This window comes from Pseudomonas sp. F3-2, assembly GCF_038804275.1.
Taxonomy (GTDB): Bacteria; Pseudomonadota; Gammaproteobacteria; order Pseudomonadales; family Pseudomonadaceae; genus Aquipseudomonas.
This window is the reverse complement of sequence record NZ_CP152388.1, coordinates 1,415,125-1,431,247: the sequence shown is the minus strand read 5'-3', so window position 1 is coordinate 1,431,247 and position 16,123 is coordinate 1,415,125. Positions and strand designations below refer to the sequence as shown.

The following is a 16,123-nucleotide window of genomic DNA, read 5'->3' as shown; positions in this document are numbered from 1 at the left end:
CAAGAGTCCACGTCATGCCAACACCCTCTCTCGAAGCCAAGAAAGCCTATTGCGCCAAAACGCGCAAATCCAACTACGCTGCCAGCCTGCGCCTGGAAGGCTTCCCCAGCACACCCGATGATGCTGAACGGCCCCTCCCGACTCGACAGGAATTGCTGGAAATTTACCGTGGCAAAAAAGCGTGACGCTCGACAAATACGGCGCTGGCCAGGATCCCTACTGCTTTCCCGGTACAGCAATCCTGCATAACCGTTTCGCAATCCAAGACGAACAGATCCTGGCTGAAGCTGAACGCGCGCTTTCCGAAGTAGCAGCCGAGTCCATCGAGTTCGCACCACCGCCCTATGATCTCGCCTACCTGCAGCGAATCCATCGCAGTCTGTTCTCAGACTTGTACGAATGGGCCGGCCAACTTCGCACCGTCGACATTTCCAAGAACGACACCCACTTCTGTGTCACGAGCCGCATCGAGCCCGAAGCCAATAAACTGTTCAGGTCGCTCGCCAACGCCAACTGGTTTGAGGGTCTGGACCGGGCGAATCTGATAAACGCCAGCGCAGAATTGTTCGGCGACCTGAACGTGGTTCATCCCTTCCGCGAGGGCAATGGCCGTGCCCAACGCATCCTGTTCGAACACATCATCGTCAACGCCGGGTATGAAATCAGCTGGTGGCCGGTAGAGCCCACCGAATGGATACAGGCCAATATCGACGCAGTGGGCTATGATTTTGGGGGACTCGTAAGCGTATTCGAGCGGTGTGTGGGTAAGGCAATCGGTAGCTGAAAAATCCGCTGATGATCCGTGATGAGTGACATAGCCCGACTGAGGCCATTCGTCGACTTCGTCTCAATCTGGCGCTTCTATTCTATTGGCCAGCGAGTGCTGATTTTCGAGTGATCTGCCCTGTACGCCTTTGGATACGCAACGTCAGCGCTATATCAGAGCCTTGACCCACATCAACACGGATGAATTCGCCGGAATTCGACCCATTCCGTCGATTGCCGACTCCCCAAGCACACTATATGATGTGTCTCGCTTCAGCGCTAAACACTAGATACGTGATTGATCTCTAAAATCAACGCGTTTTCTCTCAAGCATGGCTTGGGGAAAAGCGCAACGGAAAATGAAGGCAATTCGACCTTCAAATTCCGTCAGGGACGAACCCGCGCCGGGCAAAATCTGTATAATCCCGCGCTCACCCAGGGTACTCAAAATGACCGTTTGCACATTGCAAAGCTGGCACTCTGAAAACAGCCCCGTTGACCCGCTTCGCCGGCCTGCCACAGGTGGCCTTCGCAGCACGTTCGCTGATCGATCCGAAACGACGATTCTCGTCTTCGTTGATCAATAACAGTGAGACCCTGAGCTGCACCCAATTCATTCCCGTTGCCGCCTACGCGAGATGCACCGCTGGCAACGCCGACTTTAAAATCCAATCGACCGCCAAGGCGGTTCTCACGCAGGAGCCTCATCACCATGCTGAGCTGGGACGAATTCGACAAAGAAGACGCCGCTGAACCCGCCAAAGGCGCCAACGCCGGCCACGCTTCAGAAGCGGCCATGGACAAACTCGACAGCGCCGGTGGTGCGGCCGCGCAGGAAGCACGCGCTGCCAACGCCAACGACTCCGCCGCCGTCGCCCGCGCCAAAGCGGCCCTGAACAAACTCGACATCGCCGAAGGTCTGGCCGAGCTCGAAGGCTCCGCCGCCCGCGTTGCCGTCGACGAAAAGCGCATGATCAACTGCCGCGCCGACCTCAACCAACTCGTGCCTTTCAAGTACGACTGGGCCTGGCAGAAGTACCTGGACGGCTGCGCAAACCACTGGATGCCGCAAGAAGTCAACATGACCGCCGACATCGCCCTCTGGAAAAACCCGGAAGGCCTGACCGACGACGAACGCCGCATCGTCATGCGCAACCTGGGCTTCTTCTCCACCGCCGACTCCCTGGTTGCCAACAACCTCGCGCTGGCCGTGTATCGCCTGATCACCAACCCTGAATGCCGCCAGTACATCCTGCGCCAGGCCTTCGAGGAAGCGATCCACACCCACGCCTACCAGTACTGCATCGAATCGCTGGGCATGGACGAAGGCGAAATCTTCAACATGTACCACGAGATCCCGTCGGTCGCGAAAAAAGCCGCCTGGGGCCTGAAATACACCCGCGCCATCTCCGATCCGGAATTCAACACCGGCACCGTCGAGACCGACAAAGAACTGCTGCGCAACCTGATCGCCTACTACTGCGTGCTGGAAGGCATCTTCTTCTACTGCGGCTTCACCCAGATCCTCTCCATGGGCCGCCGCAACAAAATGACCGGCGTCGCAGAACAGTTCCAATACATCCTGCGCGACGAATCCATGCACCTGAACTTCGGCATCGACGTGATCAACCAGATCAAGATCGAAAACCCGCACCTGTGGGACGCCGAACTGAAGGAAGAAGCCTCGCAAATGATCCTGCAAGGCACTCAGCTGGAAATCGAATACGCCCGCGACACCATGCCTCGCGGCGTACTGGGCATGAACGCCGCGATGATGGAAGACTACCTGAAGTTCATCGCCAACCGTCGTTTGAGCCAGATTGGTCTGAAGGAAGAATACCCAGGGACCACCAACCCGTTCCCATGGATGAGCGAGATCATGGACTTGAAGAAAGAGAAGAACTTCTTTGAGACGCGGGTGATTGAGTATCAAACCGGTGGGGCTTTGAGCTGGGATTGATAATTACCCCCGTGAAGTCGCATCAAAACCTGAATCCATCTCATCAAGAATGAAATGGTTTTGTGTCGAAAGGGTTGCCAAATGGCAACCCTTTTTTGTCCAAACCGTGAGCCTCGAATTTTTTGAATTGGACGACATTCTGACGTATGGGCTTACCAGCAGCGGCGGCCAAGAGAGGTAATCGTGACACGTGATCTAAGCTTGTCCCTGCTTCCGAGATCGTTCCTACGCTCTGCGTGGGGATGCAGCTGCTGACGCTCCGCGTCTCAGTCCGTCTCGACAAATCCGATACATGCCCGAAGCACTCCGAAACACCAGCTCGACGACTCGCGCCTTATACATGACCTAGCCTGAATCGCTCCCTTTCAGATTCAAGGACGATTCCATGGCCCGAAGCCGATACACCATCACCGAAGCCCATAATCCTCATTTCCTTACGTGCACCATCGTCGAATGGCTTCCGCTCTTCACCCGCCCAGCCCTGGTCGACATCGTGCTGAACGCGTGGCGCTTTCAACAAACGAATCAGAGCCTGAAGCTTTATGGTTATGTCGTTCTTGAAAACCACCTCCACTACCTCGCGCAATCTCCAGGCCTCGAAAAATCCGTCGCCAGCTTCAAGTCTTTCACGGCGAGAAACATCATCAATTACTTGGAGGAAGTCCGGGCAGAACGCACCCTACAGCGCCTGCGCTTCGCTAAGCGCGCACACAAAGTCGACCGCGTTTATCAGGTCTGGCAAGAGGGTGTACATGCTGAATTGGTGTATAGCGAAAGCGTGATGCGGCAGAAACTCGAGTACATCCACGCCAATCCAGTGAAACGAGGATACGTCGATCTTGGTGAGCATTGGAGATATTCGAGCGCGCGGGATTATCAGGGACAACCAGGGCTGATTGAGATCCAGAAGTGGTATTAGCTGACGCGGAGCGTCACTCGCGGCATTCCCACGCGGAGCGTTGGAACGATCAATAACCAGTTGTAACAAAGCCTCGCACTGAAGCAACATCCCTTTTCCTACAAGCGACAAGGAAAGGGACTACAACGTGGCGAAGAAGAACTCACAGCAAGTGCTCACTGGCTCATACGCATCGCAGTCGCTTGAGGAAGGTCATGTCTACACCCGCGACGACCTGCGCGCACTCTTCGCCATCACCGCTTCGAGCATCAACAACGGAATCTTCAAGCCCGCAGCCTACGACTCCGTGTGGATCTTTGTAACCGAACACAAGACAGCCGACCGCACTCAATATGTCGACGCCTTGATCGACGACGTGTTGAACATGGAAGGCCAGACGCAAGGCGCCACCGACTACCTCATCAGGGAGCACGTCGTACGCGGCCTTGAGCTGCTTCTGTTCTATCGAACGAAAAAGTACGAGCACCCCGGCGCGGGCTTCACTTACAAGGGCAAGTTTCTTTATCAAAGTGATCAAAGTTCAGGCCCGACCCAATTCACGCTTCGCCAAGCAAATAGCCCAGCGCTGAGCATCCCGCTCATTGAAGCGGAGCTAGAGGATTCGGGCGAATTCGATCCTCGAAACATCATCGACGCACGCCGGAAAGTCCTTGCCTCTGTGGTGCGCCGGCAAGGCCAGACCCAGTTCAGAGCGGCACTGCTCAAGGCCTATGAGGGTAAGTGCGCCGTCACAGGTTGCACTATTGAAGCGTTACTAGAGGCAGCGCACATCGTTCCTTATCAAGGTTCCGATACCAATGTGGTCAGTAATGGTCTGCTGCTTCGCGCTGATATCCATACCCTTTTTGACCTCGGGCTTTTGTGGATCGATCCAGATTGTCGAGTTGTAAAGCTCGCTGAGGCATTGAGGGAGAGCGAATATCAAAACTGGGCGGGCAAGCCGATCTTCGTCCCGCAAAAATCATCTGACCGGCCGAGCGCGATTGCTCTCCTCTCACACATCAACTCGTTCAAATCACTGGAAAAAACGTCCGATGGGGCAGAGGCGCTAAGTAGCGAAAGCCAAGCGCCTCTTGCGAATCTTGCCGAGATCACGCACATCAAAAAATTGGGTGTGAGAGTCGCTAACGGGTGACGGTGCGCCCCGGTCGAAACTTTCAGAAACGGTCTACAGCATCGGCGCTAGAGGCGCCAACCTCGTCCACGTAAGAAAAACCCAGAACAGAGATAGGAAAACTCCGGATTTTCTCGACGACGGCTGGGCATCCGAAAATGCCGGTAGAGTCACGACCTTGATGTCGAACCGAGCCAAGGATGTGGAATGAACCGCCCGATCTTTACCACCGCGTGGGCTGCCTCGCGGCGCATTTACGATGCCGTATGATTTCGGCGGACGCTTGGCATGACTCTGCGCGTAACTGCGACGACGGTCCTGGCGCTGCTGTCGGTCTGCTGCTCAATGGCCGGCGCTACCGACTCCCCGCAAGCCAGCGCTCGCACTCATGCGCAGAATTACAACGACCTGGTTCTGGCGACCTGCATAGCAACTGCATACCGAGACGAAAAACAAGCTGCCGCCGATGCGGGCAGCAGTGTCAGCGCGTTGCGGGACTGGACTTATTACGACTTGGAGAAAGCGCCTGATGAGATCAGGGATCTGGTCGATCAATTCTTGTCCAGGGACTACCACAATCCATTGGCAGAACCGGAAGCCCCCGGCACCCGTTTCGATTTGCTGAAGTGCCTGGACTTGTTCCACAGCGATGAATTGGAACAGCAGACAAAACGCTTGGTCGTCGATCCTCAACACGCCGTGGTACAGGAACGTGGCGAACTTCAGGCTCCAGATGGACGTTAATTGCCATCCAGTGGTTTAGCGGCGAGTCATGTCTCGGAGAGCCAGCAAACTCCGCCCAATCCCCGGAACCCAATCCACCTGCTCACCCACTCACTGCGCAGAATCGCGCGAGCTCCGTGCTCGCCTGTCCATCAAACCAGTCAGACAAGGCGATGACCATGATGCCAAGTGTCTCCAATGCCGCCTCAATCCGGCACAGTCCAGGCGTTTCAACCGCAGCGGCGGCGACTCAATTCAAGTCGATCGACTCGGTAGGCGAATTTCTCGGCGAAGGAAGCCAGAAGGACGTTTACCATTCTCGGCAGAATGCCACGCAGTGCATATGCCTGATCCGGCCTGGCACGACCGGGACTATCGCGGAGGGCGACTGCGCGGCCAAGGAGCTGGAAATGACGAAGAAGCTTAAGGACTTGGGGTTTCCGGTCGTCGATGCACATGAGTTGGTCACCCATGACGGCAAGGTGGGTCTGTCGAAAGACTATATCCACAACGCCCTGGATTCGGAGGATGTCATCAACCGTCGCAAGCCCATGCCTGAGGACTTGGCGTTCAATAAAAATGTGTTGAAAGACTGCGACGAAATTATGTCCAGGCTGAGAAATCACGATCTGCACATTGAAGACTTGCAGTTCATTATCGACGGGCATGGTCGGGTGCGAATCAATGACCCGAGGGATGTGATCAGATCATCGCCGGAAAAGAGCATCGACAAAGTGCGCCAGTTGCGAGCCCTTGCATTGGAGAACACGTTGGTCGACAGCGACAGCGACTGAACCGTCAGGCATGCGAAGGAGTGAGTGACCTCAATGAAGCGGGTCACTCACTCGTGCACGACAACCACTTGCGCACCACGATTCATATGAGCGCGCAGTGCCTGAAGGCAAGCAGCATTATCCCTTCGAGCGCGCTCGATACGCCTGAACCATGTCTTTGGTGACGTCTTCTTTGAAGCACAGTGGCGAGTATCCCCCCGCTCGGTTATAGGCGCTGCGTTTACCGCAGCGGCTGCCATTGCGAGCCGAGTTGTAAGGACATGGGCAGTTGCCGGGGTAGGAAGAGATCGAATCTTCGATGAGAATCTGGGCAATGGCGGCGTCAGTGAGGCGGGCGTCCTTCGCGGAAACGGTGAAGGCGCTGAGCAGTGCGAGGGCTGCGATGAAGCTGATTCCTACCTTGGTCATGGCTGTTCCTTAGCTGTACGGTCGAAAATTCCGCCAACGTTTTACCATGACATCAATAAGCCACTATCATGCTTTTTTTTCTATAGAATGACGGCGTTTTCCTGCTATTGCAGACGAGCCTTCTGACAGACGCTTCTCTGAATGTCAGAGTTCGTTTATGTGGGTCACGCTGCAAGCATCGCTAGACCTAGAGTTCTGCTGCGTTATTGATCACCTTCTCTCTCAGGATTTGTAACAGACCACGGATATGGCCAAGAAAACCTCTGCTGTCGAAGCATTCATTTTTCTCGCAAGCAAGCTGCCTTGGTGGGCGAGCATTGCGCTTGCCGCTGCCTCGGGAATGTACCTCCACGCCCTTGCCACCGCTGCCCCGCCGACGATGAGTGACGTTCGACATATCGATACGGTGTTGACTCACTCGGTATTCGGCGGACTGGCGACGTTCGGGCAGTTCTTTGTGCCAGTGATTTTTGTGGCGGGCGCGGTGGCCTCGATCTTCAGACGCCGCAAACGCAGCCATCTTTTGAATTCAGTGAGCACGGCAGGCGGTAATACCCTGCTGACCATCAGCTGGCACGATTTCGAGCTGTTGGTAGGTGAAGCCTTACGGCGCCGTGGCTATGCCGTGCAGAAAACAGGTACGAACGGACCTGATGGCGGCGTGGATCTGGTTGCGCGCAAGGATGGCGAAACGTATCTGGTGCAATGCAAGCAGTGGCGCTCGATACAGGTCGGCGTGCCGGTGGTGCGTGAGCTTTACGGCGCGATGGCGGCGGAGGGCGCGGTAGGCGGTTTCGTCGTGACCAGTGGGACGTTTTCCAAACCAGCGCGCGCATTTGCCTCGGGGCGCAACGTGCAGCTGATTGACGGCGAGCAGTTAAAGCAGTGGATTGCCGAAACGAAGAACCGTCAACCGCCCCCTCGCCCGGAGCCTACCGCCGAGCGCGTCGAGCCAGCCGTTAAGAGAGCAGTTGAGCCAGCGGTTGAGGCGCCGACTGCGAGGGTAAAGCCGGCGGAATCAGTGGCTGACGTGGTTGAGCCGACAGCGCCGGCCTGCCCGTTTTGTAAGAAGACGATGGTGACGAAACTGGCACGTACTGGGAAAAACGCCGGCGGGCATTTCTGGGGATGCGTCGATTATCCGAAGTGCCGGGGGATTCGGCCACAGTTCGCGCCAATGAAGGTGGGGCGTTGAAGGGTTTGCCGTAAGCTTCAACTGACTAATTCCCTCCTCTGCACATAACATTTTTTCTAAAGAATCTTTACCTGGGTTTCATTTGATCCGGCGTCGCTGTGTTCTTACAGTGGCGTCACCTGATCGAACTTGCACGAGCAAGAAGGTTTCTTCAAATGTTTAAATCCATCGGTATTGCCAGCGCACTTATTCTTTCTTCTTTATGGGTTGCTCCTTCCGCAATGGCTGAAGAGTCCCCAGCGTTTGTCGCGCGTAACGAAGCGCTTCACGCGAGCTTCGAGCAGCACGAAGAGTCCTTGGCCGCCAAGGCCAGGGAGCAGGACAAGACTCAGCAAGCCTCGACTTACAATCCACAAACGGAGAATGCCAAACATACCTGACCTGTACGTTGATTCATCGTGTCGTTTCTGTTGTTTCTCCGCGTCGTTGCTCCCGGCGTGGGGCCTCAAAGCTCCAAACTTCAGCCGCTGACCCCAGCGGCTTTTTTTCGACTCAACGAAACATGATTTATATCCTGGCTACGTTTACAAGTTGTCAAAAACGAAGCCTGTTCCCAATAACACCGACTGCAAATCCTTCGATAACGGCAGAGCATTAAAATGATGCCCGTAGCAGGCAGGCGCCCCTGTCAGGCAAAATGCCGATCCTATGTAGGACTCAGCCGCCAAAGGGGTAGGAATGCGCTTGTTCAAATTGAAGACTGCCTTGATTTGCATCGCGCTGGCGATGGGTGTCGGGGCGGCCGGTGTACAAGCCGCGACCGACACGCAGGGGTCGTCAAACTCGTCGAAGACCGCGCACTCTTCCAAAACGACGAAGTCTTCGAAGACCTCAAAACCTGCCAAGTCGTCGAAAAAACCAAGCAAACCTGCAGGTCAGAAAGTCTCGATGCTGGGCGGCAAGTTCCTGTTCTATCTGCCTAAGGACTACGTCAAAGGGCCGATGGAGGAGATCGACGACAAGGCGAAGGCCGCTGGCGTAACCGGTTCGCTGTACATGAACAAGCCCGCGAAGCGCGTGGTGATCATCACCGAAACGCCGCTGCCGGACGGTAAGTCTGTTCCTTCCAACGATGCCGAAACGCTGGACACCATCATTGCCGAAACGCTCGTCCAACAGCAGTCCAGCTACCGTGATTTCAAGAAGCTCGGCGAGAAGAAGATGGTCAGAAAAGGCCTCGGCCTTCGTCAGCTGGATATCGCGGGGGGCGTGGACGGTGGCAATGTCCTGAGCACCACGCTGACTGCCGCTTCGGGAACGCGCACTGCAATGGTCAATGTGATTTCGCTCGCCAAGGACGCCAAAGCGCACGCGCAGCTGATCAAAAACATGACCGGGAGCAATTGAGCGGCCTGTCTGAAGGACGCGCCCCCTGCGGACACCGACTGCAAGAAGCCATGTCCGCTGGCGTATTCAGATGGATTGCAGGATGGAAGGGGCAATAGGGTCTACGCTCTGCCCATCCGATCAGCCTGATTCGTCCTCAGGCGACGACCGGCGATGCGAAATGGACGAATAGTGGCAAATCGCTCTTCCTTCCCTTCAATCGGCAAGCGACACTCTGGGTCATTGGTCGTGGCCGATGTTTCAATCCGGACGCTGTGTCATCACCCGGTGAAGAGCTATGAGCACCTCAAGCCACAAAGGTCTTTCATTTGCACGGCGTCTGCATCTGCCGCGCAGCGTGGGCTTGGGCATGGGTTTTTTCACCGTGGCCGCCGCGTTATATCCTTCTCATCCGCCCACGTGGGTCTGGGTGCTGATGGTGCTGCACGCTTACGTCTGGCCGCACTTGGCGTATTTTCTCGCTCGCTATTCCGACAAGCCCTACCAGGCTGAGCGCCGCAATCTGGTTTATGACTCAGTGGCCGGTGGTTTCTGGGCTGGCGCCATGGGGCTGAACCCGCTTCCAGCGGTGGCGGCGTTATCGATGCTGGCCATGAACAACATCGCCGCGGGCGGCCCACGAATGCTGGCAATTGGCTCGGTGGCGCAGGCCAGCGGCGCGCTGCTTTCGTACTGGATTTTCCGCCCGGAACTGTTTCCGCCCGTCACCCAGATTCAGGTGTATGCCTGCCTGCCGATGCTGGTGATTTATCCGCTGGCTCTCGGTTTGCTGTCCTACCGCGTCGCGGTACAACTTTCCAACAGCAAGAAGGCGCTGGAGAAGCTGAGCACCACCGACAGCCTGACAGGTCTGATGAACCATGGCGCCTGGAAGGATCTGCTGACGCTGGAATTCAACAAGAGTCGGACGCTGGACAGGCACAACAGCGTTGCGCTGATCGACATCGATCACTTCAAAACCATCAATGACACCTATGGCCACATCATCGGCGACAGCGTGCTCAAGCAGTTGAGCAACGCCCTGTCCGCCAACCTAAGGGAAACCGATCTGGCCGGACGCTACGGCGGCGACGAGTTTTGCGTGATCCTGCCCGACACCTCACTTGCGCAAGCCACCGACATCCTCGAGCGCCTGCGCCGCACGGTGAACGAGCATTCTCACGCCGCCCTCCCCGACCTTAAATTGAGCCTGAGCGTCGGCATCGCGGCTTACGGCGCCCATCTGAACGATGCGGGCATGTGGCTGCATGAGGCCGACATGGCGTTGTACAAAGCCAAAAGCACCGGGCGCAACCGGGTGACATCGGCGCCGCCCGGCGTAAGGGCCTGCGAATCAGCGAGTGCCGAACTTGAGTGAGTCAGCGTCGGAGGCGAGCGAGGGTCTGGAAGAGTTTGTGCCTGCATTCGGTCAGTCGGCGCAGCGCTGGGTCAGCTTGAGCAACTCGACGGGCGACACCGTCTCCAGCAGGGCAACCAGGCTGTCGCTCAGCGTCAGAGGACCATATAGCCCTTCTTCGCGGTCCAGATGCGCTTGCTGGACTTCGCGATAAGCACCGGGATAGATGCTTTTTTCGATGGGCAGCAAGCGATCGAAATGCTCCAGCAGCCCTCGGAAAACGATGCGCCGCTCCACCACGCCGCGAGTGGTGGCGATCAGTTTGATGAAGAAATCCGAATCGCTCTGGCGCATGGCTTCATACGCTGCATAGCGCTCGACCAGCGTGTACGCGCCGGTTTCATCGAACACCACACAACACAGATCGTGGCGCGCACGACCGCTGAAAGGATTAACGGCGGCGCCGCGACGATTGCTCTGCGCCAGCGCGAAGGCCACTGCGCGCTCCGCCTCCTGTAAACGCTGCGGATTGTCGAGCCAGGTCAGGTCGTCCAGCGCCGGCGCCTGCCGTCCCAGGCGCTCGACCTCTGCACTGAAGGTGGCGAACAGGCCCTGCGGACCAAACCATTGTTTGTGGAGTGCATTGAGTTGGTCTCTGGATAGCGCGGCCTGCTCGTCCACCAGCCGGTTGAATTCAGCCGCGACTCCGACGTGATCAGGTCGCGAACGAAGCGGAGCCGAAGGCTGTGAAGTGGCGCTTTGAAGTGTCATCGGATCGTTCCTTTTTGTTGTTCAAATGTGGTTCGGCTGCATTGGTATGGCCGCGCCATCAATCGTTCTGCATAGCCGCGCCATGCTGGTGATGGCTCCGCAGCGAGGCATCGTCAATCAGCGCAACTTTTTTCCAGCACATCCAGCCGCATTCTTTTCCTCGCCATAAAGTTGACTGACACCGCGCAAAACAAATAACGCAGCCGAAGTATCGCTCGACACCTGATTCATGATCTTTCCTGCCAATCCATTGATGCACGCGAGTTGTAACTTCACAGGCACGCGCCCGTACCGACCCAAATATTTGCGGGCGTCACAATACTTATAAATGCTCAGTCTTCAATCGGTTTTATTATGCGCGCCTCACTCGGCGATACAATCCGTCAAATGTAGGGGTGTACAGATTTTCTTCTTACGCAGCCCGGGCACATGCAGCGCCATTAATTGCGCCCGGTTTTTGACCGCGTTTTTCTTCAGCAGCGACGAGACATGGTCCCGCGCCGTGTAATCGCTGATGCCCAGCCTCTGGGCGATGTCCTTGTTGGTGCAGCCCAGCAGCACCAATTGCAGGACTTCCTTCTCTCTCGGCGTCGCTCTGCTCGATCGTTTTCGCTTGCGGTCTTGTTCCATCATCGGCCTGCAATAACCTCCATTAGTTGCCTTCCCTGGCATTGAACAGCTCATCGGCACTGATACAGCTTTATTGAGTAAAATTTTCGAGCGCGCACAACTTCGGCTATCGATCAGGCGAAGGGTTAATAATGAGCACAACAAAGGTAATTATTCCTACAGCACGCAAGGACAACTCCTTGCTGGCCTGACCAATTATCGCCCGCGCAGTAATTGATCCTGGCGCAGACCAAAGTTTGGCCCAGTTATATAGAGACAGCTTGTATAGACAGGCACGATAATACTTACGAATGATAATTACAATCATCTGTTACAAATCAGAGGCGTTGATTCACGGTGTTCACGCGCCCGGCGATCAAGCGGTCAGGGTGCAAATCACGCCGGGCGGGTGCAGGAACGAAAGAAGCGTTTCAGGAGGAAGGTTGAGCGAAAAGTTTCGCCGCGCGCTCACGGACTTCATCGGGAGTGAGGTCCTCCTTGTGCGTGCCGATGAACCACAGATGCCCGAACGGATCACGGACGCTGCCGCTGCGGTCGCCGTAAAACATGTCTTGGACCTCGCTGACCACTGTCGCGCCCGACTCCACGGCGCGCTTGAATTGCGCGTCGACGTCAGCGACATACAGGTGCATGGCGAAGGAGGTTTGGCTGCCGGGTGCAGGGCTGACGAACCCGCCTTGATCGCAAGGCTCGGCGAGCATCAGGCGAGAGTCGCCGATTTGCAGTTCGGCGTGACCGACCTTTCCGCCCGGCCTGTCCAGCCGGAACATTTCCTGGGCATCGAAGGCTTTTTTGTAGAACTCGATGGCTTGGTCGGCGGGCGAGACGCCCATGTACACAGTCAGGCTGTGCTGGCCGTCGGGGATAGGTTTGACGCTCATGGCAGGCTCCAGAGGCTTTAGCCTTATCAGATGGTTGCGGTGCGGCGCAGGTTCGCTCACCCGATGACCGCCTCGCGCGGTTGCTGGCGGGAAGCGCCGTGCCCTGCGGCCGCGCCCATCCCGCCCCTGTCTGAAACCTGCTCCACCGGTCAAGCGTAGTTCTGCCAGAGCAATCGTCCGGATTGCCCGACGATCAGTTGCCTGTCGGCGCCACCATCACGTCGTCCACCTGCATGCCCTTGCGCATGCCGAAGAACATCGCGGTCAGCAGGCCGACCGCCCCCATGATCACGCAATAGCCGACGCAGACCCACGGACTCCACGGCATCAGCGCGATCAGGGCCAACGGCGTGGTGCTGGCCCAGAGCGCGTAGCTGACGTTGTAGGTAAGGGAGATGCCGGAGACGCGAATGTTCGCCGGGAACAGTCCGACCATGACCGATGGCACGACGCCGACGATGCCGCAGGCCAGGCCCGCGACGGCATAGGCCAGGCCCACGGGCAGCCACTGGATGACCAGACTGGCGTACAGCAGACCGACGCCAATCGGCAGCAGCAGGCTGTACAAGACGACGCCGCGCCAGGCGCCGATGCGATCGACCAGCCTGCCGGCCAGCACGCAGCCGATGTTCAGAAACACGATGCCGACACTGCTGAGCGCGAACGTGTCGCTAGGGCTCATGCCGAAGCGCTGTTGCATCACCGTCGGCGTGATCACCACCAGGGTCACCACCGCAGAGGTCAGCACGCAGGTCAGCAACACCGCAGGCAGCAACGATTGGCGATGTTCACGAATCACCGCGCGCAGCGGCAGTTCGGTCATACCTTCGCGCTGGGCGTGCAGCGCCATGAAGACGGGGGTTTCGCTCAGCCATCGGCGCAGCCAGACGCCAATCACACCGAATACGCCGCCCAGCAGAAACGGGATTCGCCAGGCGAAATCGAGGATTTCTGCGTGGGTGAACACTCGCGCAAGCCAGGTGGCCGTCAGCGCGCCGATGAGATAGCCAAAGGTGAGCCCGGCCTGCAGCACACCCAAGGCGTAGCCGCGGTGGCCTTTGGGCGCATGTTCAGCGACGAACACCCAGGCGCTCGGCACTTCGCCACCCACGGCTGCGCCCTGCAGAATGCGCAATGCCAACAGCACCAGTGGCGCCCAGTAGCCGATATCGGCGTACGTCGGCATCACGCCGATCAGCAGGCATGGCAGCGCCATCATCAGAATGCTCAGGCTGAACACCCGCTTGCGCCCCAGCTTGTCGGCGAAATGCGCCATCAGGATGCCGCCCAGCGGACGCGCCAGGTAGCCCGTGACGAAGATGCCGAAGCTTTGCAGCAGGCGCAGCCACTCGGGCATTTCAGGCGGGAAAAACAGCTGGCTGAGCGTCAGGGCGAAAAAGACGAAGATGATGAAATCATAGATTTCCAGCGCCCCGCCCAATGCCGCCAGGCCCAGGGTCTTGTAGTCGCCCCGGTTGATCGGTTGTGGACGTGGTCGAAGAATGGCTGTCATGAAAGACCCCAAATCACAGGTTGAAACGGCAGTTAAGTGCGACAAAGGCGCGCAGGATAACAAAGCTTACAGATTGAGGGCGGTTGGCAGACGGCTGACGTGACGCCACTTGCGTCCGATCACAGGGTGTATGCGCCGGGAGTCGTGCCGAATTGGGCGCTGAAGGCGCCGATAAACGTGCTGACGCTGTCGTAGCCCAGGCGCTGCGCGACGCGGTTGACGCTGTCGCCCTGTGCGAGCAGTTCCAGCGCGCGCTTCATTCGCGCGACGATGCGCCATTGCACCAGCGACATGCCGGTTTCGGCGCGAAAGTGCCGGGTCAGGCCGCGCCGCGACATGCCTGTGCGCCTGGCCCAGTCGTCCAGGCTCAGTTTGTTGGCAGGATCGGCCACGATCGTCAGCGTCATTCCCACCAGATGCGGACTGCTGGGCATCGGCAGAAACAGCGGCTCGGCGGGAGAAATCTTCAACTCGTCGAACAGGACTTCCAGCTGACGATGCTGCGGCGGCGTGAGTTCGCCAGCGCTGTGCTCGAGCAGCGCGCCGCTCCAGCCGCCGATGCGTTCCAGCAAGGCGCGGGACAATGGCGTCATGTCAAAAACCGTGGGAGTGGTGGGAAACAGCGGGCAGAGGTCGGGGCGCAGGTAGATCATCCAACCTTTGGCGGCCTCATGGATCCGCGCGGCATGGGCAACGCCCGGAGGAATCCAGCCGATGCGACGCGCCGGCACGACCCAACTGCCGGTGTCGAGCTCGGCCGTAATCAGGCCTTCCCGGACAGCCCACAACTGGCCTTCACGGTAACGGTGCAGGCTGTCTTCGCTGCCCGACTGCAAGGGCGCATTGACCAATACGGGTCGGCCGTCCTGGATGCGACGTTGCAACGGGTACTGTGCTGGCATGGCCCGATTTCCCGGTTGAGAGGCTTGCCGACGTTAGCAAGCCAGAAGGACCGTTGCCAGTGATACGACAGGTTTTCCGCGCTTGCTCAGTGAACGGAATGGGCCGGTAATGCCCGCTCCATGTACAGACTGCGCAACGTAATGCCGCTGGGGTGTTCGTAGGGCTCGTCACGAATCGCCACAAAGCCCATTGCTCGATAAAAGTCGGCGGCGTTGAGCGACGCGTAGAGATGAAGCCGGCTGAAGCGCTCTTCGGCGGCAATGGCTTCCAGCGCGTGCATCAGATGTCGCCCGATGCCCTTGCCAATCAGTCCGGGTTCGACGAACAAGGCGACAACCTCGCCGCTCTGCCGGTCGAGAATGCCGTAGCCGAGCCACTGGCCATCCTCTTCGGCGATGACTGCGCATCCGGTGGCGAGCAGTCGCAGGTAGGACTCAGGCGGCGGCGAAGCGCTCCAGACGTCGATCTGTTCGGGAGAATAATGACTGGCACACACCCTGCGCACGGCCCGCGTGCGCAGCGACCACAACAACGGAATATCGGCGATGCTGCCTTTTTTCAACTCGATCATCTTCGCTCCTCGCCCTCAAAACCCACGAACCGCCCTGTCCATGTAATGCCACTGCTCAGGCGACAGAATGCGCTAATGAGCTGACGGGCGAAAGCGCCGAGCTCGGATCTTGAATCTCGGGGGAATGGCAGGCCGTGGCTCGGACGCACGTCCTGTAGGAGCGCGCTTACCCGCGAAGGCGTCATTCCGACCGACACATCTCCTCAGCATGCACTGGCCTCTTCCCGGCTAAAGCCGGTCCTACGGACGCTGCGACCTGTTCGTGGGACCGGCTTTAGCCGGGAAAGCGCCGG

Annotated in this window: 18 protein-coding genes; 11 read left to right on the top strand and 7 right to left on the bottom strand. The window is 57.8% G+C overall.

The genetic code is table 11. The features are described 5' to 3' along the window. Window positions 1–14 precede the first annotated feature (14 nt). The 7 genes from AAGQ88_RS06535 to hopBF1 all read left to right on the top strand — a co-directional run bounded on the left by AAGQ88_RS06535 (window position 15) and on the right by hopBF1 (window position 6,275). Window positions 15–185, top strand: coding sequence for a YhfG family protein (locus AAGQ88_RS06535; protein ID WP_342654775.1), 171 nt, complete (start codon window positions 15–17; stop codon window positions 183–185). Beyond that, entirely contained in the window at window positions 182–784 is a 603-nt protein-coding gene (locus tag AAGQ88_RS06530) for a putative adenosine monophosphate-protein transferase Fic (protein ID WP_342654774.1), read from the top strand. Before AAGQ88_RS06535 ends, AAGQ88_RS06530 begins: the two co-directional genes overlap by 4 nt. 693 nt (window positions 785–1,477) lie before the next feature. Beyond that, window positions 1,478–2,725 carry a ribonucleotide-diphosphate reductase subunit beta gene (locus AAGQ88_RS06525; RefSeq protein ID WP_093460925.1) on the top strand — a complete coding sequence of 416 codons (1,248 nt, stop codon included), beginning with the start codon at window positions 1,478–1,480 and terminating at the stop codon, window positions 2,723–2,725. A gap of 385 nt (window positions 2,726–3,110) precedes the next feature. Next, window positions 3,111–3,644 (top strand): transposase, encoded by a 534-nt coding sequence (locus AAGQ88_RS06520; protein WP_342654773.1) that lies wholly within the window; start codon window positions 3,111–3,113, stop codon window positions 3,642–3,644. Window positions 3,645–3,771: 127 nt separating this feature from the next. Next, on the top strand, window positions 3,772–4,779 hold the full coding sequence (locus tag AAGQ88_RS06515; RefSeq protein ID WP_342654772.1) for an HNH endonuclease: 1,008 nt from the start codon (window positions 3,772–3,774) through the stop codon (window positions 4,777–4,779). A gap of 267 nt (window positions 4,780–5,046) precedes the next feature. Continuing rightward, entirely contained in the window at window positions 5,047–5,502 is a 456-nt protein-coding gene (locus tag AAGQ88_RS06510; RefSeq protein WP_342654771.1) for a type VI secretion system amidase immunity protein Tai4, read from the top strand. 158 nt (window positions 5,503–5,660) lie between these two features. After that, entirely contained in the window at window positions 5,661–6,275 is a 615-nt protein-coding gene (gene hopBF1 / locus AAGQ88_RS06505; protein ID WP_285425164.1) for a T3SS effector protein kinase HopBF1, read from the top strand. A gap of 117 nt (window positions 6,276–6,392) precedes the next feature. Here the strand turns inward: hopBF1 and AAGQ88_RS06500 are convergent, their stop codons facing one another. Then, window positions 6,393–6,683, bottom strand: coding sequence for a hypothetical protein (locus AAGQ88_RS06500; RefSeq protein ID WP_093460941.1), 291 nt, complete (start codon window positions 6,681–6,683; stop codon window positions 6,393–6,395). Window positions 6,684–6,930: 247 nt separating this feature from the next. Between AAGQ88_RS06500 and AAGQ88_RS06495 the strand changes: the two genes are divergently transcribed. The 4 genes from AAGQ88_RS06495 to AAGQ88_RS06480 all read left to right on the top strand — a co-directional run bounded on the left by AAGQ88_RS06495 (window position 6,931) and on the right by AAGQ88_RS06480 (window position 10,582). Further along, entirely contained in the window at window positions 6,931–7,878 is a 948-nt protein-coding gene (locus AAGQ88_RS06495) for a restriction endonuclease (protein ID WP_342654770.1), read from the top strand. A 155-nt stretch (window positions 7,879–8,033) separates the two neighbouring features. Next, window positions 8,034–8,258, top strand: coding sequence for a hypothetical protein (locus AAGQ88_RS06490; protein ID WP_342654769.1), 225 nt, complete (start codon window positions 8,034–8,036; stop codon window positions 8,256–8,258). Window positions 8,259–8,556: 298 nt separating this feature from the next. Next, on the top strand, window positions 8,557–9,225 hold the full coding sequence (locus AAGQ88_RS06485; protein ID WP_342654768.1) for a polyribonucleotide nucleotidyltransferase: 669 nt from the start codon (window positions 8,557–8,559) through the stop codon (window positions 9,223–9,225). Window positions 9,226–9,502: 277 nt separating this feature from the next. Continuing rightward, window positions 9,503–10,582: a diguanylate cyclase gene (locus AAGQ88_RS06480; protein WP_285425168.1), complete on the top strand. Its 1,080-nt coding sequence runs from the start codon at window positions 9,503–9,505 to the stop codon at window positions 10,580–10,582. A 51-nt stretch (window positions 10,583–10,633) separates the two neighbouring features. Here AAGQ88_RS06480 and AAGQ88_RS06475 read toward each other — a convergent pair whose 3' ends face one another. The 6 genes from AAGQ88_RS06475 to AAGQ88_RS06450 all read right to left on the bottom strand — a co-directional run bounded on the left by AAGQ88_RS06475 (window position 10,634) and on the right by AAGQ88_RS06450 (window position 15,830). Then, entirely contained in the window at window positions 10,634–11,332 is a 699-nt protein-coding gene (locus tag AAGQ88_RS06475; RefSeq protein ID WP_342654767.1) for a hypothetical protein, read from the bottom strand. Between the two features lie 363 nt (window positions 11,333–11,695). Next, window positions 11,696–11,962, bottom strand: a complete 267-nt coding sequence (locus tag AAGQ88_RS06470; protein ID WP_342655751.1) for a LuxR C-terminal-related transcriptional regulator — start codon at window positions 11,960–11,962, stop codon at window positions 11,696–11,698. A gap of 410 nt (window positions 11,963–12,372) precedes the next feature. Then, the gene (locus tag AAGQ88_RS06465) at window positions 12,373–12,843 is read right to left on the bottom strand and encodes a VOC family protein (RefSeq protein WP_342654766.1); all 471 of its coding nucleotides are present in this window, start codon (window positions 12,841–12,843) and stop codon (window positions 12,373–12,375) included. 193 nt (window positions 12,844–13,036) lie between these two features. After that, window positions 13,037–14,356, bottom strand: coding sequence for an MFS transporter (locus AAGQ88_RS06460; protein WP_342654765.1), 1,320 nt, complete (start codon window positions 14,354–14,356; stop codon window positions 13,037–13,039). A gap of 119 nt (window positions 14,357–14,475) precedes the next feature. Further along, the gene (locus tag AAGQ88_RS06455; protein WP_342654764.1) at window positions 14,476–15,258 is read right to left on the bottom strand and encodes a helix-turn-helix transcriptional regulator; all 783 of its coding nucleotides are present in this window, start codon (window positions 15,256–15,258) and stop codon (window positions 14,476–14,478) included. 86 nt (window positions 15,259–15,344) lie between these two features. Further along, window positions 15,345–15,830 carry a GNAT family N-acetyltransferase gene (locus AAGQ88_RS06450; RefSeq protein WP_342654763.1) on the bottom strand — a complete coding sequence of 162 codons (486 nt, stop codon included), beginning with the start codon at window positions 15,828–15,830 and terminating at the stop codon, window positions 15,345–15,347. Window positions 15,831–16,123: the final 293 nt, after the last annotated feature.